This is a genomic window from Pseudomonas sp. SIMBA_067, assembly GCF_046534675.1.
GTDB lineage: Bacteria > Pseudomonadota > Gammaproteobacteria > Pseudomonadales > Pseudomonadaceae > Aquipseudomonas > Aquipseudomonas putida.
On sequence record NZ_JAWRYH010000001.1, the window covers coordinates 579,619 to 603,968 of the forward strand.

A 24,350-nucleotide genomic window follows, 5' to 3' on the forward strand; every position below is an offset into this window, starting at 1 on the left:
CTGCCATGCCGGTGCCTGCCATATGAGCCTGGCATTCATCGATTTTCTCACCTACGTGCTGTTCGGCCTGAAGATCCTGGCCATCATCCTTGCCTCGCTGATGTTCCTGCTGGGCCTGGACGACCTGTTCATCGACCTGTGCTACTGGGTGCGCAAGTTGATCCGGCGCTTTCGCGTGTATGACAAGTACGAAAAGGCCGACGAAAAGCGCCTGTACGAAGTGCCGGAAAAACCCCTTGCCATCATGGTCCCGGCCTGGAACGAAGTGGGCGTGGTCGGTGAAATGGCGCGCCTGGCGGCCTCCACCATCGACTACGAGAACTACCAGATTTTCGTCGGCACCTACCCCAACGACCCGCAAACCCAGGCCGACGTCGACGCGGTGTGCCTGCACTACCCCAACGTGCACAAGGTGGTGTGCGCACGCCCTGGGCCCACCAGCAAGGCCGACTGCCTGAACAACATCATCGACGCCCTGCTGCGCTTCCAGCAGGACGCCGGCATCGAGTTCGCCGGTTTCATCCTGCATGACGCCGAAGACGTGATCTCGCCCATGGAGCTGCGCCTGTTCAACTACCTGCTGCCGAACAAGGACATGATCCAGATCCCGGTCTACCCCTACGCACCGGAATGGAAAGGTTTTACCGCCGGCCACTATGTCGACGAGTTTGCCGAAAACCACGGCAAGGACGTCATCGTCCGCGAAGCGCTGACCGGCCAGGTGCCCAGCGCCGGTGTCGGTACCTGCTTCAGCCGCCGCGCCATCAGTGCGCTGCTGGAGGACGGCGACGGCATTGCCTTCGACGTGCAGAGCCTCACCGAAGACTACGACATTGGCTTTCGTCTGAAGCAAAAGGGCATGAAGTGCATTTTCGCCCGTTATTCCATCACCGACCCGGCGCTGACCCTGAAGCAGGAGTGGCGCCCGGGCATGAGCCGGGAATTCTCCCAGGTGATCTGCGTGCGCGAGCACTTTCCGCGTGACTGGCAGCATGCCATCCGGCAGAAGTCGCGGTGGATCGTCGGCATCGTGTTCCAGGGCACCAGCAACCTCGGCTGGAGCCGCAAGGGCGCACTCAACTACTTCCTCTGGCGCGACCGCCGTGGGCTGTTCGCCTACCTGCTGAGCTTTTTGGTCAACATGTTGCTGCTGGTGTTGCTGGCCATGTGGCTGGTCACGGTGATAGCGCCAGACTCGTGGCGCTTCATGTCGATCCTTAGCGACAGTTGGCTGCTGTCTACCCTGCTGTGGCTGAACGGGCTGATGCTGTTCAATCGCCTGTTCCAGCGCGGCTGGTTCGTCACCCGTTTCTACGGCATCGGCGAAGGCCTGCTGTCGGCGCCGCGGATGATGTGGAGCAACTTCGTCAACTTCTTCGCCAACCTGCGTGCCCTGCGCCAAGTGATGGAAATGGGCGACTCGCGGCGCGTGGCCTGGGACAAGACCACCCATGAATTCCCCGCCATCGCAGCCCCTGCCCGCACGCCGCTGGGCCAGCGCCTGGTGGCCAAAGGGCTGATCAGTGACGAACAGCTGCAACAGGCAATCACCAGCCCGGTACGCCGGCGCCTGGGCCGCGAGCTGCTGCTGCGTGGCTGGGTGAACAGCGAACAACTGGTGGCCACCCTGGCCGAGCAGCTGGACCTGCCCTGGGCGCCGCTTAACCCGTTCAAGCTAGACCCGCAACTGATTGCCACACTGCCACGCAAACTGGCGACGCACTATGGCGTGCTGCCCGTTGCCGAAGACGGCGACACGCTGATCCTTGCCAGCGAAAGCCCGGTCAGCCAAGTGTCGCTGGGGGTGATCAGCCGCTACCTGAAACGCCCGGTCCGCGTGCGACTGGCGCCGCAGGGCCGGGTAACCCTGGGCCTGCGCTACCACTACCCAAGCCCTTGGCAGAAGCCGGAAACCCGCCACATGCTGGCCATTCTGGAGCGCCATCAGGACGATGAAGCGCTGCTGGAGCGTGTCAGCCACCACCAGATCATGCTCGGTACGCTGTTGCAGGTGCGCGGCATGGTCCCGGTCACCCTGTTCAACCAGGCGCTGATCGACTTCGACCCCGAGCACCAGAGCCTGGGCGAGCACCTGATCGCCCGCGGCATCATCACCCAACAGGTGTTGCAGCAGGCGCTTGACGAACAGGCCATCGAGCAGCAGGCCGCCCTTGATCTGACCCGGGAGGTGGCATGAAGCCGCGCTTTTCCCTCACTTTCACTGGCCTGTTGCTGTGCTGCGCCGCGCTGCCTATCGACGCCTCGGCACCGATGACCGACTTCCAGCGGTTCACCAGCTTCCCGTTCATGGACCGCGGCTATCGTGAGGCCAAGAAAGACAACTGGGCCGAGGTCGAGCGCCTGACCCGTCACGTGCTGGGCCGGGTGCCGAACAACGACGAGGCCCGCGCACTGCTGGTAGAAGCCCTGGCCCATCAACGCCGCTACAAGGAAGCCGAAGCGCTGGCCGCACAGCTCGACGGCAGCCCCGAATACGCCGACGCCCTGCTCGAGCTGCGCCTGACCTGGATCGAACAGGACCCACCGCCGGCCAGCCAGGTGGAACAATGGCTGGCTGCCAGTGAGGGCAATCAACGCGTGCGCCTGTGGCAGGCCTATAGCCTGAGCCTGGCTAAATTCGGTGGCGCGGGCAAGGCGCTGGACTGGCTCAGCCAGTTGCCGCCCAGGGATGACGGCCAGGTATTGCGCCTGGTCCGGGCCAACTTCGCCGAACAACTGCGCAACTGGAAGGAAACCATCGAGCAACTGCAGCCGCTCGCCGACAAGGGCCAGTTGCCCGCCGAAGACTGGCAACGCCTGGCCAATGCCTATGTCCAGCAGGTGGATGAAAAAGGGTTGAACAAACTGCTGCCCAGCGCGCCCTCTCCTCAAGCAGCTGACCAGGCGCGCCTGGCCATGGCCAACCGCGCCATTGCCATGGGCCACAATCAGCAAGCCCAGCGCTGGTTGCAGTCGCTGCCGCCAGATCAACTGAATCAGCCCGACCAGCGCCAGCAATTGTGGGAGCTGGCCCGCGAAGGTGATGATGCGGCACTGGTGCGCCGCCTGAGCAACGACCTGCAACGCCCCTGCCTGGACACCGTCGACTGGCTGTCACGCCATGACCCGGACCTGGCCCGCGAACAGTTCAAAGGCTGCACACCCACTACCGACACGCGCGCCTACGCCGTGCTCAAGCAACGCCTGTATGGCGACCCGCCGCAACCCCCACAACCGCGCACAGCCAGAGAATGGGAAAACCGCTACCGGCAAAGTGGCGACCTGGCCGCACTGGAGCAAGCTACGTTCCTGCTGGTGGAACAGGGCCAGGCCGGTCACGCCCGGCAACTGCTGGAACAGGCCTACGAGCGCCGTCAGGGCCGCATCAGCCCATCGCTGTTGCAGCGCCTGGGCAACCTGTATGCCCGCAACGATGGGCCTCTGGACAGCCACCGCATGCTCGGCCTGATCCCCCGGGTCGATGCCAATACCCGTGCCCAGTTGCTCGGCCGCCTGGCCGAGGCCGGCCAGTGCGACGCCGTTCGCCAGGCGGTGCCGTCCACCCCCCGCGAGCCCGGCCAGTACCGCGCCCTGGGCCGCTGCGCCATGCCCGCCCAGCCCGGTGAAGCGGTGGTCTACTACCAGGCCGCCGAGCGCCTGGGCGACGCCGGCAACCGCCTGGCGTTGGCCTATGCACTTGAAGCGGCCGGCGACTCCGAAGCCGCGCTGCCTATCTGGCGCAGCCTGCCGGACAGCGCCTGGACCGACAACGCCCGCCTCACGGCCGCCGGTGGCGCGCTGAACGCAGGCGACGCTGACGCGGCCCGGCGCTATTGGGACGCTGCCGCACACCACAGCGCCGATGACTGGGCACTGGGCGCAGCCATTGCCCAGCGCCAGGGCAATTACCAGGCGGCCTTGGGTTTCCAGCGCCATGCCTTGGCAAGCAACCCACGGGCCGACCACTACTACGCCGCGGCCAACACCGCGCAACTGGCCGGCGACAGCGCCCAGAGCATGGCCTGGCTCGCCGAAGCCGTGCGCCTGGCCCCCGATCAGCCACGTTACCGTGCCGACTACGGCATGCGCCTGGCCGGCTCGACAGACAAGGCCCAGCGCCGCCAGTCAATCCCCTACCTGGAGCGTGCCACGCATGACTTCCCCGAGGATTATCGCCTCGGCGAAACCCTGGCCTTGCGCTACGACGAAGCCGAAGACAGTGCCTCGGCACGCCGCGAGCTGCGCCGCATCCTCGATGTGGAGCAGAACCTGGTCGACGGTGACGACGAATACGGCAGCCTGGAAGCCCGCAAATACCGCCAGCGCCGAGCCCACGAAAGCTTGTCACGGCGTGACACCATCACCCTGGCCAGCACCTGGTCACCCGCCGACACCTCGACCAATGACAAGTTCCTCGACAACGGCCAGCGCAGCGGCAGCTCACGCCGTGCCCAATCGCAGAACGTGCAGTTGGCCATGTGGGACCATGCCCTGGGCGAAGAACCCAACCGCAACGGCAGCACCCTGTCGGTGTATGGCCGGGTACTGTTCGGTGGCCAGAGCCGCACCGACTATGCGCAAAGCATGGGTACCGGGGTCGGCCTGCGTTACAAGCCGCTCGGCCAGGCCAACCTCAACCTGTACGCCGAGCTGTACCACCAGCGGCAGATCGACGAAGCGCACTACCGCGGCCTGAGCCTTGGCCAGCTGCTGAGCCCGGCCAAGGTCGGTGGCAACTGGGGCGACCTGCGCCACCATGCCGAATCGAGCAACGACCTGCTGTTGCGCGCCACCGCCTCGTTCCTCGACCAGGGCGACTGGCGCAATGACTGGCGGGTGGATGAAGACGACTGGAACGAGCGCTTCCTCTACCTCGACGCGGCCTGGTGGACCCGCGCCGGCGATCACGCCTGGCTGTCGCGCTACCAGCAAGGCCATGCCTGGAAACTTCCCGGCAGTGCCCCGCAAACCCTCATGCCCTATGGCTTTGTCGAGTTCTCCAGCCAGGACCCGAGCAACGACTGGCGCCAGGACGCCCGGGCCGGGGTTGGCGTGCGCTGGCAATGGTGGTTCGATGACGACCGCTACAACGCCTACCGCGGCTCGCTGAAAGTGCGTGCCGAGTACCAGCAGTCGCTGGGCGGCAATCTTTACGAGCGCGCCAACGGCGTGCTGGTCGGTGCGGAGATGACCTTCTGATGCGTGCGATCCTCGCCTTCTGCCTGTTTGCCCTGTGCCTGCCCGCCACGGCCGACCAGCGCCTGTTCTACCAACCGCTCAACCGCGACGCCAATGTCACTCCCGCCCAGTGGCAACAGCTGTGGCATGCCACCGTGGCCCAGGGGGGCAAGGCTTTGATCGTGCAATGGAGCGCCTATGGCGACAGCGACTTCGGCGGCACCCAGGGCTGGCTGGCCAACAGCCTGCGCAGCGCACGTGCCCAAGGCCTGCAGGTGGTGCTGGGGCTGTACATGGACCCCGCCTACTACCAGCGTCTGGATGAACTGGACGGCGAAGGCCTGAACAGCTATTGGAAAGCGCAACTAGGGCGCTCGCTCACCCAGTACCAGCAATTGCGCCAGGCCTGGCAGTTGTCGGTGGACGGCTGGTACCTGCCCATGGAGCTGGACGACCAGCATTTTCGCGACCCCGCGCGGCGCGAAGCGCTGTTCAGCCAGTTACAGGCCTTCAACCGCCAACTGGACAAGCCTCTGCACATCAGTGCCTTCAGCGCAGGCAAGCTGTCGCCCCGGGTCAACGCCGCCTGGCTGGATCAACTGGCAGGCCTGGGCTTGACTGTGTGGTGGCAGGATGGCGCCGGCACCGGGCGATTGCCGCCGTTGGTGCGCCAGGGTTACGAACAGGCCTTGCCGTGCCGAATAGGCGTGGTGCGCGAGGCGTTCCGCCAGGTGAGCGCACCTGGGCAGGTATTCAGGGCTGAACCTACGGAGCCGAAACTGGTTGGCGGGTGCCATCTCGAGGCGGTGTTTGACTTGCGCTACAGGCCCTGGGCCCGGGGTGTTTTGCCACAGAATTGAGTCGCCAGGGCTGGCCCTTTCGCAGCACAAGGCTGCTCCTGCAGATAGCGCACGCCTCCTGTAGGAGCAGCCTTGTGCTGCGAAAGGGCCGGGCCTGGCAAAGCAGTACCCCCAGGAGCTCACCCATGTTCAAAACCATCGAGGAGCACGTACGCAAGCAGGTCGCCCCCGCCGCCCTGCGCGCCGAGTTCCGCCAGCACGAATTCGAGTCCATGCGCCCGTTCTGCCTGCTGGTAATCTGCGTGAGTATCCTGGTCTGGCTGGTCTTCGACCTGATCGTCAGTTTCCTCGCAGGCCAGGGCTTCACCTGGCTGTCCTACCTGTTCATCTCCCTGCTCGGCTGCCTGGCCGTCGTGCTGAACTTTACCCGCCGCAGCCATCACTTCGACGTGCTCAACCTGCTGTTCATCACCGTCATCACCTTGGGCATGCGCCTGGTGATCGAAGGCCTCCCGGTGGCCCTGCGCCCGGTATGGCTGATCCTCGGGGTCTCCACCGTGCTGTATGCCATGTCGGTGCTGCCGGTGCGGCGCTGGTCATTCTTCTGCGCCATGGCCATCACCTGGGTGATCCTCAGCCCGTTCTACCACACCCGCATGGAGCCCGACGCGGTCGAAGGCGCCATGTTGATCAGCTACGCAGTGTTTCTCAGCGGCCTGGTCAGCTACAGCTACCTGCAGATCCGCAAGACCAAGCTGCACAACTTTTACCTGTCCAAGGTGCTGCTCGAGCAAGCCTACGTCGACGCCCTGACCGAAATCCCCAACCGCCGCTCGTTCATGGCCAAAGCGGAGCAACAGTTGCATCAGGCAACCCCCGGGCAGTACCTGGCGATGGTCGACATAGACAACTTCAAGAAGGTCAACGACCGTTTCGGCCACGACATCGGTGACGAAGTACTCAAACGCGTTGCGCTACACATCAAGGCAGCCATGGTCGACGCCGAGTTTGCGCGGTTGGGCGGCGAGGAATTCGCAATTTTTCTTGAGGGGCTGGACCAAAAAGGCGCTGAACAGCGGGTAGAGGCATTGCTACGCAGAGTGCGTGAAGATTCAGGTGCTCATCCGGTGACTATCAGCATCGGCCTGGCACAGGTGAGCGCGGGCGATACGTTAACCATGGCGCTGATCAAGGCCGACCAGGCGTTGTATGAAGCCAAACACACCGGCAAAGACCGTTTCGTGCTGTGGACTACCCAGCTGGCAAGCGAATCCTGAACTGCGCCCCGCCCAGCGCCGACTGCGCCACAGTCAGGGTCCCGCCCTGCCCTTCGATCGCCCGCCGGCTGATCGCCAGCCCCAGGCCAAAACCGCCGGTGTTGCGGTCGCGGCTGCGGTCCAGCCGGTAGAACGGCTGGAAAATCCGCTCCCGCTCCTCCACCGGAATACCAATCCCGTCATCCTCCACCGTCAGCAGGCAAGCGCCATCGTCCTCCAGACGCAAGCGCAGCAACAGGCTTTCGTCGCAGTAGCGCATGGCATTGCGCACCAGGTTCTGCACCGCGCGCGCTGTCAGCCGTGGGTCCAGCACAAACCGGGGCAAATTGCCCTCGGCCCTTACTTCCCACTGGATACCCCGGCCATCAAGCTCTTCGGCAAAACCGCCGAGTACGCTGTCGACCAGTTCCAGCAACGACACCTCGACCCGCTCGCGGGCCTGGTCGGCGTTGTACAGGCGGCTGTAGGACAACAGTTCCAGCACCAGCTCATCCAGCTCGCGCACATGCCCCACCAGCTCCAGCAGCCGCTTGCGGCTGGCCTGCGGCACTTCGTCGAACAGCAGCACAAGGCCGAAGTCCAGGCGCGTCAGCGGCGTGCGCAGCTCATGGGACACCGCATTGAGCAGCTCGCGCTGCTGGTTGACGTGACGCTCCAGGTCACTGGCCATGGTGTCGAACACCCCGGCCAACTCACCAATGTTGGAATGCGGCGAAATGTGAGTGCGCTCGGCCATCTGCCCCTGGCCCAGGCGCCGGGCGGTTTCCTTCAGGCGCTCAAGGTCGCGCCAGTGCGGCCATACCCATAACAACAGGCAGCCCAGCATGGCCGCACCGATCAGCACGGTCACGCCCCACGACAGCACATTGATGTCCAGCGGGTCTGGCGGTGCATGCAGGCGCACCAGCCACTCCTTGTCCAGCGGTGCCAGCACTGTTTCGTAGTAGCCCCACTCGGCAATTCGCACCGCGTACTGGCCGTGCTGCAGCCGCGCTTGCTCATCCGCGCTGAGTTCGGCCTGGCCCATGCGCAGCAGCTTCACCTCCAGCGGGGCGAACGCATTGGCCAGGTCTTTCTCCACGGCCGGCCACTGCTCGCGCGGGGCGTGGTGGAACTGGCGCACGATCAACGATTGCACACCTTTGGCCTGGTCCAGGTTGTAGGCCATGAAGCGTTCCTGGAACAGGCCGACGATGGTATCGGGAATGAACAGCAACGCACCGGCGTAGGCGACGATGATCACCAGATACAACCGCACCAGGATTTTGAGCATGGCCGGTCAGCACTCCCACTCGACGCGGCTGAACAGGTAGCCCTTGCCCCACACGGTCTTGATCTTGCGCGCTTCGCCGGCGTTATCGTCGAACTTGCGCCGCAGCTTGGAGATGGCCACGTCCACCGAACGGTCGGTGCCGTTGAACTCGATGCCGCGCAGCTGCTGCAAAATGCGGTCGCGGTTCAGCACTTCGCCGGCATTGCGCGCCAGCACCACCAGCAGGTTGTACTCGCCGCTGGACAGCTCCACCTCTTCGCCGCGCCAGCTGACCGTGCGCTCGGCCAGGTCGATGCGCAGGCCTCCGATCAGGATCAGGTCGCTATCCAGCCGCGGCTCGTTGACGCTGCTGCGGCGTAGCAGGGTACGCACGCGGGCCAGCAACACGCGGGGCTCGCAGGGCTTGGTCACGTAGTCGTCGGCGCCCATTTCCAGGCCCAATACCTGGTCATGGCTGTCGTCGCGGGCGGTCAGCATCAGGATCGGCAGGGTCTGTGACTCCTGGCGCAGCAGGCGGCACAGTTGCAGGCCATCGATACCCGGCAGCATCAGGTCGAGGATGACCAGGTCAGGCTTTTGCCGACGATATTCGTCCAGCACATGATCGCCCCGGGCGATCACCTGGACATGGAAGTCGTTGCGTTGCAGGTAGCTGGCGATCAGCTCGGACAGTGCGCTGTCGTCTTCGACCAGGAAAATATTCGGCATAGGTGCTTGGGAATCTGGGTTGAGGTAGGCCTGTACGCGATCCCTGTGGGAGCGGGTTTACCCGCGAAGAGGCCGGCACAGGCATACGCAGAATATAGAACCCAGCCGCTCGAAAGGATTGTTCTTCACACTTTTTCACACTCGCCCTACAGGTGTTAACAGCCGCATGGGCAGTACCTGCCGTACCATAGGCGCGGTCATCATCGGAAGATCCGCATGCCTACTACCCTCCCCCCTCGCCTGCGCCCATTGGCGCTCATGGCGTTTCTGAGCCTGTCCCTGGCCGGCTGTGGCGACAGCGCCGAGCAAGACGAAAAAGCCCCCACACCGCAAGTGCGGGTAGAAACCCTGCAACTGCAGCCACTGGCTATCAGCAGCGAACTCAGCGGCCGCATCCTGGCGCCGCGCACCGCCGAAGTGCGCGCACGCGTCGCGGGCGTGGTGCTCAAGCGGGTGTACCGCGAAGGCAGTGACGTCAAACAGGGCGATGTGCTGTTCCTGATCGACCCAGCGCCATTCAAGGCTGATCATGACAGCGCCCGCGCCACCCTGGCAAAGGCCGAGGCCACCTTGTACCAGGCGCGTTTGCAGGAGCAGCGCTACCGCGAACTGGTCGACGACAAGGCTGTCAGCCGCCAGGAATATGACAACGCCAAGGCCAGCTTCCTGCAGGCCGATGCCGAAGTGGCCGCCGCCAAGGCTGCCCTGGAACGCACCCGCCTGAACCTCGGCTACGCCACAGTAACGGCACCGATTTCCGGCCGTATCGGCCGTGCCCTGGTCACTGAAGGCGCACTGGTCGGCCAGAGCGAGACCACCCCGCTGGCGACCATCCAGCAGCTGGACCCGATCCATGCCGACGTTACCCAGTCTACCCGCGAGCTCAACGCCCTGCGCCGCGCCTTGCGCGCAGGCGAACTGCAGCAGGTGGGCGACGGCCAGGCCCGCGCCACGCTGATCCAGGACGACGGCAGCGCCTACCCACTGCCCGGCAAGCTGCTGTTCTCCGACATCAGCGTCGACCCCACCACCAACCAGATCACCCTGCGCAGCGAGTTCCCCAACCCGGACCTCGACCTGCTGCCCGGCAGCTACGTGCGCGTACGCCTGGAGCAGGCCGTGCAACCCAAGGGCCTGAGCGTGCCCCAGCGCGCCATCCTGCGCGACAGTGCCGGCGTGCCCAAGGTGCTGGTGGTGGACCAGCAGGCCCGGGTCAGCGATCGCCAGGTGGTACTGGGCAGCGCCCAAGGCGACCGCTGGGTCGTCAGCGAAGGCCTGGCCCCCGGCGAGCGGGTGGTGGTCGAGGGGCTGCAACACGTCAAGGCCGGTGACCAGGTGCAGGTCGACAACGCATCCGGGGCACCGCCCATCGCACAGCACACCGGCCAGTGAGGGCCTGATTCATGCCGCAATTCTTCATCGACCGCCCGGTGTTCGCCTGGGTGGTCGCGCTATTCATCCTGCTGGCCGGTGCGCTGGCCATCCCGCAGCTGCCGGTGGCCCAGTACCCCAACGTGGCACCGCCGCAGGTGGAAATCTACGCCGTGTACCCGGGCGCCTCGGCGGCGACCATGGACGAAAGCGTGGTGAGCCTGATCGAGCAGGAGCTCAACGGCGCCGACAACCTGTTGTACTTCGAGTCGCAGAGCAGCCTGGGCAGCGCCACCATCACCGCCACCTTTGCCCCGGGGACCAACCCGGACCTGGCCCAGGTCGACGTGCAGAACCGCCTGAAGGTGGTCGAGTCGCGCCTGCCGCGCCCGGTCACCCAGCAGGGCCTGCAAGTGGAAAAGGTGTCCACCGGCTTCCTGCTGCTGGGCACCCTCACCTCTGAAGACGGCAAGCTCGACGAAACCGCACTGTCGGACATTCTCGCGCGCAACGTGATGAACGAGATCCGCCGCCTCAAGGGCGTCGGCAAGGCCCAGCTGTACGGTTCGGAGCGCGCCATGCGCATCTGGATCGACCCGGGCAAGCTGATCGGTTTCAACCTGACGCCCAACGACGTGGCCGAGGCCATTGCGGCGCAGAACGCTCAGGTCGCGCCTGGCAGCATCGGCGACCTGCCCAGCCGCGACACCCAGGAAATCACCGCCAACGTGGTGGTCAAGGGCCAGCTGAGCACCCCCGAGGAATTTGCCGCCATTGTCCTGCGCGCCAACCTGGATGGCTCCACGGTCACCGTCGGTGATGTCGCCCGGGTCGAGATCGGCGCCCAGGAATACCAGTACGGCACGCGCCTGAACGGCAAGCCGGCCACCGCGTTCAGCGTGCAGCTGTCGCCGGGTGCCAATGCCATGGAAACCGCCACCCTGGTGCGGGCGAAAATGCAGGAACTGGCGCGTTACTTCCCGGAAGGCGTCAAGTACGACATCCCCTACGACACCTCGCCGTTCGTCAAGGTGTCCATCGAGCAGGTCATTACCACCCTGTTCGAAGCCATGTTGCTGGTGTTCGCGGTGATGTTCCTGTTCCTGCAGAACCTGCGCTACACCCTGATCCCCACCCTGGTGGTGCCGGTGGCGCTGATGGGCACCTTCGCGGTCATGCTGGCCATGGGCTTCTCGGTCAACGTGCTGACCCTGTTCGGCATGGTGCTGGCCATCGGCATCCTGGTCGACGATGCCATCGTGGTGGTGGAAAACGTCGAGCGCATCATGGCCGAGGAAGGCCTGCCGCCCAAGGAAGCAACGCGCAAGGCCATGGGCCAGATCAGCGGTGCAATCGTCGGCATCACCCTGGTGCTGGTGGCGGTGTTCCTGCCCATGGCCTTCATGCAGGGCTCGGTGGGAGTGATCTACCAGCAGTTCTCGCTGTCGATGGCAGTGTCGATCCTGTTCTCGGCATTCCTGGCCCTCAGCCTCACCCCGGCGCTGTGTGCCACCTTGCTCAAACCGGTGGCCAAGGGCGAGCACCATGAACGCAAAGGCTTCTTCGGCTGGTTCAACCGGCGCTTTGAAAGCATGAGCAACGGCTATCAGCGCTGGGTGGTGCAGGCGCTCAAGCGCAGCGGCCGCTACCTGCTGGTGTACGCGGTGCTGCTGGCGGTGCTGGGCTATGGCTTCAGCCAGTTGCCCACGGCATTCCTGCCCACCGAAGACCAGGGCTACACCATCACCGACACCCAGCTGCCACCAGGGGCCAGCCGCATGCGCACCGAGCAGGTGGCCGCGCAAATCGAGGCACACAATGCCGAAGAACCCGGCGTGGGCAACACCACCGTGATCCTCGGCTTCAGCTTCTCTGGTAGCGGGCAAAATGCAGCGCTGACGTTCACCACCCTCAAGGACTGGTCCGAGCGTGGTGCCGACGACAGCGCCCAATCGATTGCCGACCGCGCCAGCGCGGCCTTCTCCCAGTTGAAGGACGCCGTGGCGTTTTCGGTGCTGCCGCCGCCTATCGACGGCCTGGGTGAGTCGACCGGCTTCGAGTTCCGCCTGCAGGACCGCGGTGGTATGGGCCACGCCGAGTTGATGGCCGCCCGCGACACGCTGCTGGCCAATGCCGGCAAAAGCAAGGTACTGACCAACGTGCGCGAAGCCTCGCTGGCCGAAAGCCCGCAGGTGCAACTGGAGATCGACCGCCGCCAGGCCAATGCCCTGGGCGTGTCGTTCGCCGACATTGGCTCGGTACTGGATGTGGCGGTGGGCTCCAGCTACGTCAATGACTTCCCCAACCAGGGCCGCATGCAGCGGGTGGTGGTGCAGGCCGAAGGCGACCAGCGCAGCCAGGTCGAAGACCTGCTGAAAATCCACGTACGCAACAACAGCGGCAAGATGGTGCCACTGGGCGCATTCGTCCAGGCCAAGTGGGTCAGCGGCCCGGTGCAGTTGACCCGCTACAATGGCTACCCGGCGGTGTCGATTTCCGGTGAGCCGGCAGCCGGCCACAGTTCGGGCGAAGCCATGGCCGAAATCGAACGCCTGGTGGCGCAGCTGCCGCCCGGCGCCGGCCTGGAGTGGACCGGCCTGTCGCTGCAGGAGCGTTTGTCCGGCAGCCAGGCGCCGATGCTGATGGCATTGTCGTTGCTGATCGTGTTCCTGTGCCTGGCAGCGCTGTACGAAAGCTGGTCGATCCCGACCGCCGTGCTGCTGGTGGTACCGCTCGGTATCCTGGGCGCGGTGCTGGCCGTGACCCTGCGCGGCATGCCCAACGACGTGTTCTTCAAGGTTGGCCTGATTACCCTGATCGGCCTGTCGGCGAAGAACGCCATCCTCATCATCGAGTTCGCCAAGCACCTGGTCGACCAAGGGATGGACGCCGCAGACGCCGCCGTACAGGCCGCCCGCCTGCGCCTGCGGCCCATCGTGATGACCTCGCTGGCGTTCATCCTCGGCGTGGTACCCCTGGCCATTGCCAGCGGCGCCAGCTCGGCCAGCCAGCAGGCCATCGGCACCGGGGTGATCGGCGGCATGCTCAGCGCCACGTTGGCGGTGGTGTTTGTGCCGGTGTTCTTCGTGGTGGTGATGCGCCTTGCGGGACGGCGTCAGGCGCGTGACGCCAACGCACAAGTTGGGATCAGCGAAAGCTGACTGGACAAGCCCCGTGTGAAATGGGAGGGTTCCCGGCAATGACTGCCCGGAGCCCTTTTTCATGCCTGATGCGATGCCCCCCTGCTCCATCCTCATTCTCGCCGGCGGCCGTGGCCAACGCATGGGCGGCCGTGACAAAGGCCTGGTCGCGTGGCAGGGCGAACCGCTTGTTGCGCATGTACAGCGGGTGGTGCGGCCGCTAAGCGATGACCTGGTGATTTCCTGCAACCGTAACCAGGAGGCTTACCGTACGTACGCTGACCAGCTGGTGGGTGATGCCGAAGCGGACTTCCCCGGGCCGTTGGCGGGGGTGATTGCCGGGCTCAAGGTGGCACGGCATGAGTGGATGGTGGTACTGGCCTGCGATGCACCACTGGTTGACCGCGATTTGATCGAGGCGCTGTCAAGGCTGGCGGTGGCCAGTGACAGTGCGGCAATGGTACGTCAGGGTGGGTTTTGGCAGCCGATGTTCAGCGTGCTGCCACGGCGGTTACTGCCAATGCTGGAGCAGGCCTGGGCGACGGGAGAGCGGAGTTTGCAGAAGGCCTTGCTGCGCGAGGCGGTGCAGGGGTTGGAGTGTGCCGATGATGATCGCCGGTTGAGCAACTTCAACAGCCCGGAACTGCTGCAAGGCTGAGATTCTCTGCTGCCTGTACCGGCCTCTTCGCGGGTAAACCCGCGAAGAGGCCGGTACAGGTAATGCATCATCCAGCAGACAACTCCGCGACACTGATCTCGCGCATCCTGAACTTCTGCACCTTGCCGGTCACCGTCATCGGGAACTCGTCGACAAAGCGGAAGTACCGGGGCACCTTGAAGTGCGCAATCCGCGCCTTCGCCCACTCACGCAGCGCTTCTTCACTGGCGGTATGCCCCGGGTGCAGCCGCACCCAGGCCACGATTTCTTCGCCGTACTTGCTGCACGGCACGCCAATCACTTGCACATCCGCCACCGCCGGGTGGGTGAAGAAGAACTCTTCCAGCTCGCGCGGGTAGATGTTCTCGCCGCCGCGAATGATCATGTCCTTGCTGCGCCCGACGATGCGCACATACCCCTGCTCGTCCATTACCGCCAGGTCGCCGGTGTGCATCCAGCCCTCGGCATCGATGCTGTCGGCCGTGGCCTTGAGGTTGTTCCAGTAACCGAGCATCACGCTGTAGCCGCGGGTGCACAGTTCGCCGATCTCGCCACGCGGCACGGTGTTGCCGTCGGCGTCCACCACCTTGTTCTCCAGCCGTGGCTGGGTACGGCCAACACTGGTCACCCGGCGCTCCAGGTCATCATCGGGCCCGGTCTGCAGCGACACCGGGCTGGTTTCGGTCATGCCATAGGCAATCTGCACCTCGGCCATGTGCATTTCGCCGATCACCCGGCGCATCACCTCGATCGGGCAGGTGGCGCCGGCCATGATCCCGGTGCGCAGGCTCGACAGGTCGAACTCGCCGCGTTGCGGGTGGTCCAGTTCGGCGATGAACATGGTCGGCACACCGTACAGCGCGGTAGCCTTTTCCTCCGCCACCGCACGCAGTGTGGCCAGCGGGTCGAACGCATCATTGGGGTAGATCAGGGTGCTCCCGTGGGTCATGCAGCCAAGGTTGGCCATGACCATGCCGAAACAGTGATACAGCGGCACCGGCACCACCAGCCGGTCGTGCTCGGTAAGGCCCAGGCTTTCGCCGACCATGTAGCCGTTGTTGAGGATGTTGCTGTGGCTGAGGGTGGCACCTTTGGGGAAACCGGTTGTACCCGAGGTGTACTGGATGTTGATCGGGTCATCGCAGCGCAATTGCGCCTGGCGCTCGGCCAGGGCCTCGCGGCTGACAGCGTCGGCGCGGGCTTGCAACGCGGGCCAGGCCAGGAAGCCTGGGGGTGGCGAGACGGCCAGGCTGACCACGCCGCGCAGTTCGGGGAAGCGCTCGCAAATCAGCGCGCCGGGTTGGCCGCTGGCCAGGGCTGGGATCAGCCCCTGCAGCATGGCGTGGTAATCGGAGGTCTTGAACGCGTCGGCACAGATCACCCAACGGCAGCCAGACTGCCCGAGGGCGTAATCCAGCTCGCTGGAGCGATAGGCCGGGTTGATGTTGACCAGGATCGCGCCCACCTTGGCGCTGGCGAACTGGGTGATGCACCACTCGGCGCAGTTGGGTGCCCAGATACCCAGCCGGTCACCGGGTTGCACGCCCAGTGCCATCAGCGCGCGGGCGTGCTGGTCGACGGCCTCGGCCAGTTGCTGCCAGGTGTAGCGCAGGGCCTGGTGGCGCACCACCAGCGCCTCGCGGTCGGGGAAGCGGGCGACAGTGGTATCGAAGGCGTCGCCGATGCATTGGGTAAGCAGGGCTTTGTCTGGATTGCCCTGGGAGTAGCTTGGCTGGGGCATGGCAACCTCTTGTTGTTTTTGTGGTGTCTCGGCCGGCCTCTTCGCAGCGCAAGGCTGCTCCTACATTGGAACGCGGTGACCTGTAGGAGCAGCCTTGTGCTGCGAAGAGCCCAGCCCATACATCGGAACGCGGTGACCTGTAGGAGCAGCCTTGTGCTGCGAAGGGGCCAGCCCATACATCGGCACGCGGTGACCTGTAGGAGCAGCCTTGTGCTGCGAAGAGGCCAGTAAATCCACCCTCGTTCTAGCGGATGAACACCTGCGGCGTAGTGGTGGACATGTCACCACCCGGCAACTTGATGTTCTTCACCTTCTCCAGCGTATCCGGGTTGAACACTGCCAGGTCGTTGAAGGTGCCGCCCAGGTACAGCTTGTCGCCCTTCTTGTCGAAGGTGACGCAGTAGTAAGTGTGCTCAAGGTTAGCCGCCTTGATCAGCTTGCGCTGCTTGATGTCGTACTTGGCCAGGCGGTTGAGCACGCCGTAGATCTGGTTCGGGTCTTTAGGCGAGCGCAGGCCGGTGAAGTACAGCTCGGTCAGGTCGGCGAATTCCTGGGTGTGGGTCTTGCCGGTCTTGAGGTCGACGCTCAGGTAGCCATACAGTGGCTCGGCGGTGGCCGGGTCCTGCTTGTCGTCCTTGAACCTGGCAATCGTGTACAGCATGGTGAACTCGTGCCGCGGGCTCTGATGCGGCCAGAAGTACAGCACGTCCGGGGCGCTGTAGCCTTTGCGGTTCCAGTTGCGCAGCGGCAAGGCCACCGTGTACTTGCCGGTTTTCACATCCATCTTGTAGATGTCCGGCCCTGCGACAAACAGGCTGCCATCGTCGGCGGCACGCATCAGGTACACCTGGCGCGGCATCGGGAATGTGCGCACAGGCTTGGCCTGCAGGCCATCGTCGGTGCTGAACACCTCCAGCCGTGGCGGCTTGACCACGTAATGGTCGTTCAGCATCTGGGTCGGGTTGACCGTGGCGTACACTTCCTTGCCATCCGGGCTGATGGCGAACGAGTACATAGACCGGCCCACTTCACCCGCCACGCTCGACAGGTTGGCCCGAAAGGTGTTCTTGCAGGTATCCAGGTCGATGCCGTAAATGTCGCCGTAGTGATTGTTGAGCACGTAGGCGGTACGGTTGTCCGGCGCCATCATCGCAGTGCCAGGGCCGAACTTGTCGGGCATCTGGCAGCTTTTGTACACCGTGTCGGTGGCCACATCGACCACATGCAGGTTGTTCGGGTAGTTGGTCACGATCATGTATTCGTGGCCAGCCTTCAGCGCAGGCCCGGTGTCGTCAGCCTGAGCCAGCCCGGCGCAGGCCGTGGCGGCGATGGTGAGCGCGAGTTGCGCGCAGCGTCCAGCTTTCATGCGGTTTCCCCTTGTCATTCTTGTTGGGCCGGTCACTTGTCTTTCGGGAACACAGTGCCCAGGTTGCGCCAGTCATCCGCCGAGTTGGTCGCCTGGGCGTTCCAGTCCTGATAAGTGCTCATCATGTCCGGCACCTGGGCCGGCCACCAGCAAGGGTCGGAGCAGCCATACAGGTCGGCCTCCATCGGTTGGCACAGCGAGCTCACGCCACCAAAGGCATCCACTTCCCAACCCGGGTCCGTGGTGGCCGTGCAGCCGGCCACCGCACTCATGGCCATGACTTCTTCGATGCGGTCTTCGGCAGCGGCCTGCTCAAGGATGCGCGCCTTGTTGTTCAGGGGCTTCAAGTGCTTCATGTCAGTGCGCCTTCCGCGGGGTGATGTAGCGGTCGATGAAGGCCGGGTTGGCGGCCATGATGCGGCTGTAGACTTCGATGCCGAAGTCGACCCAGTCGCGCATCAGTTCGCAGTAGTGGTAAGTCGGGTGCTGCGGGTCGCCGTAGCGGGCGTAGCTTTCGTGGTAGCAGCCGCCAGAGCACAGGTTGCGAATGCGGCAGCTCTCGCAGCCGGTGTTGCTGCGGTCCAGGCGCTGCGACAGGAAGTCGTTGAGCTCCACCTGCTTCACCCCCTGATGCACGTTGCCGAAGGTCGGCAGGCTAGAACCGGTGAAACGGTGGCACAGGTTCAGTTCACCTTCATGGTCCACCGCCAGCATTTTCAGCCCGGCACCGCATGGCAGGGCCTTCTTGTGGCCCTCGTGAATGTCGGTGATCAGCTGGTGCAGGTTGGAGAAACCGATGTTGCGGTGCTCCAGCGCTGCGTCCAGGTAACGGCGGCCCAGCGCCTTCATGTTGGCGAAGACCTCAACCAGTTCTTCGCCGGTGAGGTTGAAGGCCGCCATGTCGCCGGAGGTGACCGGGGCAAAGCCGACTTCGGCAAAGCCCATTTCGTTGAACAGGTGGTTCCAGATGGTCTCGATATCGGTGATGCCGCGGGTCAAGGTTACCCGCGCCCCCACCGGGCGACTGTTGTAACGCGACAGCAGCATGTCGGCCTTGCGCCGCACCACGTCATAGGTGCCCTGCCCGCCCACGGTGATGCGGTTGCGGTCATGCACGGTCTTGGGGCCGTCGATGCTGATCGACAGGCCGAAACGGTGGGCATTGAGCCAGTCGACAATTTCTTCGGTCAGCAACGTGGCATTGGTGGTCATGATGAACTCCACCTGCTTGCCCGCCTCGGCGAAACGCCGCTCGCAGTAAGCCACCATGTGCTCGATCAGCGGCCGGTTGGACAACGGCTCGCCACCGAAGAACACCACGCTGTAGCGCTCCTCGTCGGGCGACTCCTTGAGCAGCATTTCCACCGAGGCTTCTGCGGTGGCGGTGCTCATCTTCTTGCCGGCAGAAGGCTTGTCCAGGTCTTCCTTGTAGCAATAGGTGCAGCTGAGGTTGCAACCAGTGTTGACGTTGAGCACCACGGTATTCAGCGCGGTGCGCTCGACCCGCTTGACGCCGATTTCCGGGGTCAGCGGCGAGCCGTCACTGACCAGCTCCAGCGCGATCAGCTCACGCAGGGTGTCCTGGATATCGTTGCCGGCAAACTGCTGGCCCAGGCGCTGCATCAGCTCCTCGGCCGAACAGCCTTGCTGGCGCAACGTGTCGATGATGCCCCCGGTCACCGCGTCGGCGGTGAACAGCGAACTGCTGGGGATATGGAACAGCATGCGGTCGGCATCAACCTGCACTTCATGCAGGTTGCGTTCGACCAGGTTCAGTAGTGCGCCCATGGCGACCTCCCGGTAATCGATCCGATGGAAAACCGTTGCACCCTGCCGTTACGGCAGCGGCGGGTTGTTCCAGCGCTGAACGGTGACGATCATGTGCCCTTCGCCGGTCTGGCCACCGTCGGCCAGCGTGGCGATAACCTTCAGGTTGCCCGCGTTGTTGGTCATCATCTTGCGTTCGGGGTTAGGGCCGGCACCGCCTGGCACGAACACGCCATCGGCCTGCATCTGCCCGGCGAACTTGACGTCCTCGTCCTCGACCGCACGCTCGTTGAACGGCTCGACCTTCCAGGTGGCCGGCAGGTAGCCAATGCGCAGCGGCTGGCCACTGGCATCCTTGCCCCAGGCTTCCGCCTCGAAGCGGCCCTGCACCTTCGGCACTGAAGCGCCGTTTTCGCCGATGCGGGCAATGGAGAACGCCGGCACGACTTTCACTTCCTCGACCTTGTCGTACACCGCCAGATTCACGCCTTTAAGCGCGCCCACTGCAACTTCGCGCTGCCCGGGCTTGGCGTCGGCTGCCGCGCGGGCCTTGACCCGTACCAGCGTCGGGGTCTGCTCCAGTACCTGGGTCACTTCTACCCCGGCACCCAGGTCGGGCTTGCCGTCCAGGCCGCTGCCCACCAAGGTGATCTCGCTCTCCCCACCGGCCTTGATGAATGCCGGTTGCACCGCCAGCAGGCGCGCCTTGCCTTCCTTGGCTGCCATGAAGTCCAGGCCACGCTCGTCGTGTTCGGCCTCGAACATGCGGCCTTTCATTTCGCCATCCAGCGCCGCGAATACCTGGCGCAGATTGGTGTCGCCAACCTTGACGTTGCCGCGCCATTCATAGCCGTTGTACAGGATCGCAGTGCCGCTGCCGTTGAAAGGAGTACCGTCGGCATAGGCGCCCTTGACCTCGACCTTGAAGGTGTCGCCCTCCCCGGCCGAAACGCTCATCACACCGCGCACATCGCCCTTGGCCAGCATGTGGCCGCTGAACGCCCACTGCCCCGGCAGCAAGTCGGCCTTCGGTTTTGCCTGCTGCCATTCAGCCCAGGCCGGGTTGTCCAGCGGGTAGCGCCTGGCAAGTTCCGGCACCACCTGTTGCAGGGCAATCGGCAACCAGTCGCGGTCCCGCGCCTGGGCCTGGTATTCGAGGGACGGCCACTGGCCGAGGTGGAAGTTGACCAGGTGCTCCCACTCCTTGGCGGGGCGGCGCTGCAAGGCGACGCGAGCACCAGAGTGGCAGCGGCCACAGGTTTCGCTGAGCTGGGTGTCGAAATGCTCGACCGTGTTCAGCCGGCGCTCCATGGCGTAGCGCACCCCATCGGTTTCGCTGGGCGCCAGGCCCTGCTTGTCGGCCAGGTACTTGACCAGCGTGCGACGGTCGTCGTCGCTGATCTGCAGGCCGTGCATCACCTGCATGCGAGCGATGCTCATCAGCCAGCCTTCCGGCGTTTTACGCTGGTGGCTGATGCGGCTGTAGGTATCGTTGCCTTCGGGGATATGGCACCCCATGCACTTGTTCTGCAACAGGCTCGGGCCCTGCTCGGCCGCCATGGCCTGGGTGCTCAGCAGCGCGGCGGCGACCAGCGCCAGTTTGCCCGCATGCCGCCGGAGTCGAGTCGTCTTCAAGGTCAGACCTCCACGGTTGTTGTTCTTATCGTTTTTCGCACGCTTTGGTACAGCAGGTGTGCATGTGGCAGATGTGATACAGGAACTGTGCCAGTTGCAGTAAAAGCTTGGCCTTTCAACCTCTTAGGCAGTTTGCTGGGGTTGGCCAGCAGCAAGGATGGCCAATTGCAGCGTGCCATTTCGCGACAGGGTGTTTCATCCTGAGACAGGGGCCTGCCATGCAGGCCTTCGCGGGCATGCCCGCTCCCACAGGTTAACCATTACCTTGAAGACCTGCGCTGTACCTGTGGGCGCTGGCTTGCCGGCGATTGGCCCTTGAAGCCACTGTTTCACCACGGTCTCACACCGTCTCAATGTGCAACAGCGCACGCCTGCAATCCGAACCTTGCATCACGGCAAAACCCAGTCAACTCAATGCCTTGCTGGCATCTGCCCACCTTGGCACGCCCATTGCGCCTGTGCCCTTTACACCCAATGACAAGAGGCACAGCCCCATGCTTTGTGAACTGCCCATCCTGCCCGCCACCCGCGCCTTTCTCGAACGCAAGCTGAAGATGCGCATCGGCGCCGACTGGCAGGACGCCGCCAGCGGTCGCACCCTGTCGTTCCGCAACCCGGCCACTGGTGAAGTGCTGGGCGAAGTGCCCGCCGCCGACGCCGAGGATGTCGACCGCGCCGTGCGCGCAGCACGCCAAGCCTTCGACGACTCGCCGTGGAGCCGCCTGCGCCCGCGGGAACGCCAAAACCTGCTGTGGCGCCTGGCCGACCTGATGGAGCGCGACGCTCGCCAGCTGGCCGAGCTGGAATGCCTGAACAACGGCAAGAGCGCCGCCGTGGCCCAGGTGATGGACGTGCAGCTGGCCATCGACTTCCTGCGCTACATGGCGGGCTGGGCCACCAAGATCGAGGGTAGCACCGTAGAAGCCTCCATGCCGTTGATGCCCAACGACCAGTTCCACGGCTTTGTGCGCCGTGAGGCCATCGGCGTAGTCGGCGCCATCGTCGCCTGGAACTTCCCGCTGCTGTTGGCCTGCTGGAAGCTCGGCCCGGCCCTGGCTACCGGCTGCACCATCGTGCTCAAGCCCGCCGATGAAACCCCACTGAGCGTGCTGAAGCTGGCTGAACTGGTAGACGAAGCTGGCTACCCGGCAGGCGTGTTCAACGTGGTGACCGGCACCGGCCTGAATGCCGGCGCCGCGCTCAGCCGCCACCCCGGCGTCGACAAGCTGACCTTCACCGGTTCCACCGAAGTGGGCAAGCTGATCGGCAAGGCGGCCATGGACAACATGACCCGCGTCACCCTGGAGCTGGGCGGCAAGTCGCCGACCATCGTCATGCCCGACGCCAACCTGCAGGAAGCTGCTGCCGGCGCCGCCACGGCGATCTTCTTCAACCAGGGCCAGGTGTGCTGCGCTGGCTCGCGGCTGTACGTGCACCGCAAGCACTTCGACAATGTGGTGGCCGACATCGCCGGCATCGCCAACGGCATGAAGCTGGGTAACGGGCTGGACCCGGCCGTGCAGATGGGCCCGTTGATCTCGGCCAAGCAGCAGGACCGCGTCACCGGCTATATCGAGCTTGGCCGCGAACTGGGTGCGACCATCGCCTGCGGCGGCGAAGGCTTTGGCCCGGGTTACTTCGTCAAGCCGACGGTGATCGTCGATGTCGACCAGCGCCACCGCCTGGTGCAGGAAGAAATCTTCGGGCCGGTGCTGGTGGCGATGCCGTTCGATGACCTGGACGAAGTAATCGGCATGGCCAATGACAACCCCTATGGCCTGGGCGCCAGCATCTGGTCCAACGACCTGGCGGCGGTGCATAGGATGATCCCGCGCATCAAGTCCGGCTCGGTGTGGGTCAACTGCCACAGCGCGCTGGACCCGGCGCTGCCGTTTGGTGGCTACAAGATGTCTGGCGTGGGTCGTGAGATGGGCGCAGCGGCCATCGAGCACTACACCGAGCTCAAGTCGGTGCTGATCAAGCTCTGATCCTCTGCCTGTACCGGCCTCTTCGCCGCACACAAGCGCAAGCGGTCCCTGTAGGAGCAGCCTTGTGCTGCGAAGAGGCCGGCCCAGGCAACCCAAAAACAACAATAAAAAACCATGGAGCCCCCCATGAAGCACACACTCGCCTGCACATTGGCCCTGCTGCTCGCCGCGCCCGCCAGCCAAGCCTACGAGCTGTACAACCAGAACGGCACCACCCTCAACGCCGACCTCGAAGCCCTGTTCGGCACGTTCCATAGCGACGAAAGCTTCAACCAGGCCGGCAACCGCCAACCCGGCAGCACCGCCTGGCAGGAAGGCTACGTAAAATACGGCCTCAGCGGCAGCCAGACCCTGGCCGATAGCGGGGCCGTGTACGGCGCCTTCAACCTGCTCAGTTCCGCCACCTGGGGCGACGGCGATGCTGCCGGCCTGACCCTGGGCGATGAGCGCCGTACCGCCATCGAAGATTTGTACCTGGGCTGGCGCTCGGCCAACCTGTTCCCGGCGCTAGGCGAAGACGGCGTGGACATTTCTGGCGGCCGCCAGGTGGTGACGCTGGGTGACGGCTTCCTGATCCAGGGCGACCCGGTGAACCTGGGCAAGGTCGACCTGGGCGCCAACTTCGACCGTGGCGGTGCCTACTACCTGGCTGCCCGCAAGGCCTTCGACCGCACCGCCGTGCTGCGCCTGGGCGGCAAACAGGGCTGGCGCGGCGACCTGATGTGGCTGAAGTCCGACAACCACTACCAGGCCGACACCTCGATGGCGGTGGCCAACCTGGAGCACGTCGCCGACGCCGGTACCCTTGGCCTCAGCTGGATCCGCGGCCTGGACGTGGACCAGCGCTACGCGCAGATCATGGGCCTGGAGCACCGCGATGGCATGAACACCGCCAGCCTGCGCGGGCGCGGCAACCTGGGCGTGAAAGACTTGGAACTGGCCGCCGAGTACGTAACCCAGGACAAGACCGGCGGGCGCGAGAATGCCTGGTACCTGGAGGGCAACTGGACCTTCTCCGAACTGCCCTGGTCACCCACCGCCACCTACCGCTACAGCCGCTTCTCCGAAGGTTTCGACCCACTGTTCTACGGCCTGAGCCGAGGCTATGGCACCTGGTTCCAAGGTGAAGTGGCAGCCAACTATGCCGGGCCGTTCAACAAGAACAGCCAGGTGCACCACATGGCGCTCAAAGGCAAGCCAAGGGACAACCTGACCGTCGGCGCGCTGTACTTCGACTTCGATACGCTGGACACCGACCAGGGCAACCTCGGCGGGCGGGAGCTGGACCTGTATGTGGAGTGGATGGTCAACGACCACTTGCTGATCAGCCCGTTGGTGGGGTTCTACCAGCCTGAGCGCAGTGCGGCCAATGGCGGTACGCAGCTGGGTGGGACGGACACCGGGACCTATATGCAACTGGTGGTCGGGACCTTCTTCTGATTCAAGAT

16 protein-coding genes are annotated in these 24,350 nt (G+C 64.5%); 9 read left to right on the forward strand and 7 right to left on the reverse strand.

Annotated elements, in window-relative coordinates; translation table 11 throughout:
* Positions 1–22: 22 nt before the first annotated feature.
* From nrfB to SB765_RS02765, 4 genes are all read left to right on the forward strand, one after another.
* The gene (gene nrfB / locus SB765_RS02750) at positions 23–2,197 is read left to right on the forward strand and encodes a cyclic di-3',5'-guanylate-activated glycosyltransferase NrfB (protein WP_410930882.1); all 2,175 of its coding nucleotides are present in this window, start codon (positions 23–25) and stop codon (positions 2,195–2,197) included.
* Complete coding sequence (locus SB765_RS02755) at positions 2,194–5,199, forward strand: phage receptor (RefSeq protein WP_410930883.1); 3,006 nt, start codon at positions 2,194–2,196, stop codon at positions 5,197–5,199. Before nrfB ends, SB765_RS02755 begins: the two co-directional genes overlap by 4 nt.
* The gene (locus tag SB765_RS02760) at positions 5,199–6,038 is read left to right on the forward strand and encodes a DUF4434 family protein (protein WP_410910375.1); all 840 of its coding nucleotides are present in this window, start codon (positions 5,199–5,201) and stop codon (positions 6,036–6,038) included. The genes SB765_RS02755 and SB765_RS02760 overlap by 1 nt, the downstream gene beginning before the upstream one ends.
* Positions 6,039–6,163: 125 nt before the next feature.
* Positions 6,164–7,255, forward strand: a complete 1,092-nt coding sequence (locus SB765_RS02765; protein WP_410930884.1) for a diguanylate cyclase domain-containing protein — start codon at positions 6,164–6,166, stop codon at positions 7,253–7,255.
* Here SB765_RS02765 and SB765_RS02770 read toward each other — a convergent pair.
* On the reverse strand, positions 7,230–8,528 hold the full coding sequence (locus tag SB765_RS02770; RefSeq protein ID WP_410930885.1) for an ATP-binding protein: 1,299 nt from the start codon (positions 8,526–8,528) through the stop codon (positions 7,230–7,232). The two genes, SB765_RS02765 and SB765_RS02770, sit on opposite strands and share 26 nt — an antisense overlap.
* 6 nt (positions 8,529–8,534) lie before the next feature.
* Positions 8,535–9,236, reverse strand: a complete 702-nt coding sequence (locus tag SB765_RS02775) for a response regulator (RefSeq protein WP_410930886.1) — start codon at positions 9,234–9,236, stop codon at positions 8,535–8,537.
* A gap of 216 nt (positions 9,237–9,452) precedes the next feature.
* Here SB765_RS02775 and SB765_RS02780 point away from each other — a divergent pair, with 216 nt between their 5' ends.
* The 3 genes from SB765_RS02780 (at position 9,453) to mobA (ending at position 14,405) form a co-directional block, all read left to right on the forward strand.
* A complete protein-coding gene (locus SB765_RS02780) occupies positions 9,453–10,628 on the forward strand; it encodes an efflux RND transporter periplasmic adaptor subunit (RefSeq protein ID WP_410930887.1) in 1,176 nt (391 codons plus the stop codon).
* An 11-nt stretch (positions 10,629–10,639) separates the two neighbouring features.
* A complete protein-coding gene (locus tag SB765_RS02785) occupies positions 10,640–13,768 on the forward strand; it encodes an efflux RND transporter permease subunit (protein WP_341798744.1) in 3,129 nt (1,042 codons plus the stop codon).
* Positions 13,769–13,829: 61 nt separating this feature from the next.
* Entirely contained in the window at positions 13,830–14,405 is a 576-nt protein-coding gene (gene mobA / locus SB765_RS02790) for a molybdenum cofactor guanylyltransferase MobA (RefSeq protein WP_410930888.1), read from the forward strand.
* A gap of 67 nt (positions 14,406–14,472) precedes the next feature.
* On the opposite strand, the gene SB765_RS02795 is transcribed toward mobA, so the two are convergent.
* The 5 genes from SB765_RS02795 to peaA all read right to left on the reverse strand — a co-directional run bounded on the left by SB765_RS02795 (position 14,473) and on the right by peaA (position 20,914).
* Complete coding sequence (locus SB765_RS02795) at positions 14,473–16,146, reverse strand: fatty acid CoA ligase family protein (RefSeq protein ID WP_410930889.1); 1,674 nt, start codon at positions 16,144–16,146, stop codon at positions 14,473–14,475.
* A gap of 244 nt (positions 16,147–16,390) precedes the next feature.
* The gene (gene peaD, locus SB765_RS02800) at positions 16,391–17,512 is read right to left on the reverse strand and encodes a quinohemoprotein amine dehydrogenase subunit beta (protein ID WP_241801178.1); all 1,122 of its coding nucleotides are present in this window, start codon (positions 17,510–17,512) and stop codon (positions 16,391–16,393) included.
* 32 nt (positions 17,513–17,544) lie between these two features.
* A complete protein-coding gene (qhpC, locus tag SB765_RS02805) occupies positions 17,545–17,868 on the reverse strand; it encodes a quinohemoprotein amine dehydrogenase subunit gamma (RefSeq protein ID WP_016499473.1) in 324 nt (107 codons plus the stop codon).
* A 1-nt stretch (position 17,869) separates the two neighbouring features.
* Positions 17,870–19,300 (reverse strand): quinohemoprotein amine dehydrogenase maturation protein, encoded by a 1,431-nt coding sequence (gene peaB, locus SB765_RS02810; RefSeq protein ID WP_341798741.1) that lies wholly within the window; start codon positions 19,298–19,300, stop codon positions 17,870–17,872.
* Positions 19,301–19,348: 48 nt separating this feature from the next.
* Positions 19,349–20,914: a quinohemoprotein amine dehydrogenase subunit alpha gene (gene peaA / locus SB765_RS02815; RefSeq protein ID WP_410930890.1), complete on the reverse strand. Its 1,566-nt coding sequence runs from the start codon at positions 20,912–20,914 to the stop codon at positions 19,349–19,351.
* A gap of 494 nt (positions 20,915–21,408) precedes the next feature.
* On the opposite strand from peaA, the gene SB765_RS02820 reads away from it, so the two are divergent.
* Together SB765_RS02820 and SB765_RS02825 are read left to right on the forward strand one after the other, a co-directional pair.
* Positions 21,409–22,902: an aldehyde dehydrogenase family protein gene (locus SB765_RS02820; protein ID WP_016499470.1), complete on the forward strand. Its 1,494-nt coding sequence runs from the start codon at positions 21,409–21,411 to the stop codon at positions 22,900–22,902.
* A gap of 126 nt (positions 22,903–23,028) precedes the next feature.
* Complete coding sequence (locus SB765_RS02825; protein ID WP_410930891.1) at positions 23,029–24,342, forward strand: hypothetical protein; 1,314 nt, start codon at positions 23,029–23,031, stop codon at positions 24,340–24,342.
* Positions 24,343–24,350: the final 8 nt, after the last annotated feature.

Coding starts and splice junctions, on each gene's coding strand:
- nrfB (WP_410930882.1), top strand. CDS start 23: ATGAGCCTGGCATTCATCGATTTTCTCACCTACGTGCTGTTCGGCCTG.
- SB765_RS02755 (WP_410930883.1), top strand. CDS start 2,194: ATGAAGCCGCGCTTTTCCCTCACTTTCACTGGCCTGTTGCTGTGCTGC.
- SB765_RS02760 (WP_410910375.1), top strand. CDS start 5,199: ATGCGTGCGATCCTCGCCTTCTGCCTGTTTGCCCTGTGCCTGCCCGCC.
- SB765_RS02765 (WP_410930884.1), top strand. CDS start 6,164: ATGTTCAAAACCATCGAGGAGCACGTACGCAAGCAGGTCGCCCCCGCC.
- SB765_RS02770 (WP_410930885.1), bottom strand. CDS start 8,528: ATGCTCAAAATCCTGGTGCGGTTGTATCTGGTGATCATCGTCGCCTAC.
- SB765_RS02775 (WP_410930886.1), bottom strand. CDS start 9,236: ATGCCGAATATTTTCCTGGTCGAAGACGACAGCGCACTGTCCGAGCTG.
- SB765_RS02780 (WP_410930887.1), top strand. CDS start 9,453: ATGCCTACTACCCTCCCCCCTCGCCTGCGCCCATTGGCGCTCATGGCG.
- SB765_RS02785 (WP_341798744.1), top strand. CDS start 10,640: ATGCCGCAATTCTTCATCGACCGCCCGGTGTTCGCCTGGGTGGTCGCG.
- mobA (WP_410930888.1), top strand. CDS start 13,830: ATGCCTGATGCGATGCCCCCCTGCTCCATCCTCATTCTCGCCGGCGGC.
- SB765_RS02795 (WP_410930889.1), bottom strand. CDS start 16,146: ATGCCCCAGCCAAGCTACTCCCAGGGCAATCCAGACAAAGCCCTGCTT.
- peaD (WP_241801178.1), bottom strand. CDS start 17,512: ATGAAAGCTGGACGCTGCGCGCAACTCGCGCTCACCATCGCCGCCACG.
- qhpC (WP_016499473.1), bottom strand. CDS start 17,868: ATGAAGCACTTGAAGCCCCTGAACAACAAGGCGCGCATCCTTGAGCAG.
- peaB (WP_341798741.1), bottom strand. CDS start 19,300: ATGGGCGCACTACTGAACCTGGTCGAACGCAACCTGCATGAAGTGCAG.
- SB765_RS02820 (WP_016499470.1), top strand. CDS start 21,409: ATGCTTTGTGAACTGCCCATCCTGCCCGCCACCCGCGCCTTTCTCGAA.
- SB765_RS02825 (WP_410930891.1), top strand. CDS start 23,029: ATGAAGCACACACTCGCCTGCACATTGGCCCTGCTGCTCGCCGCGCCC.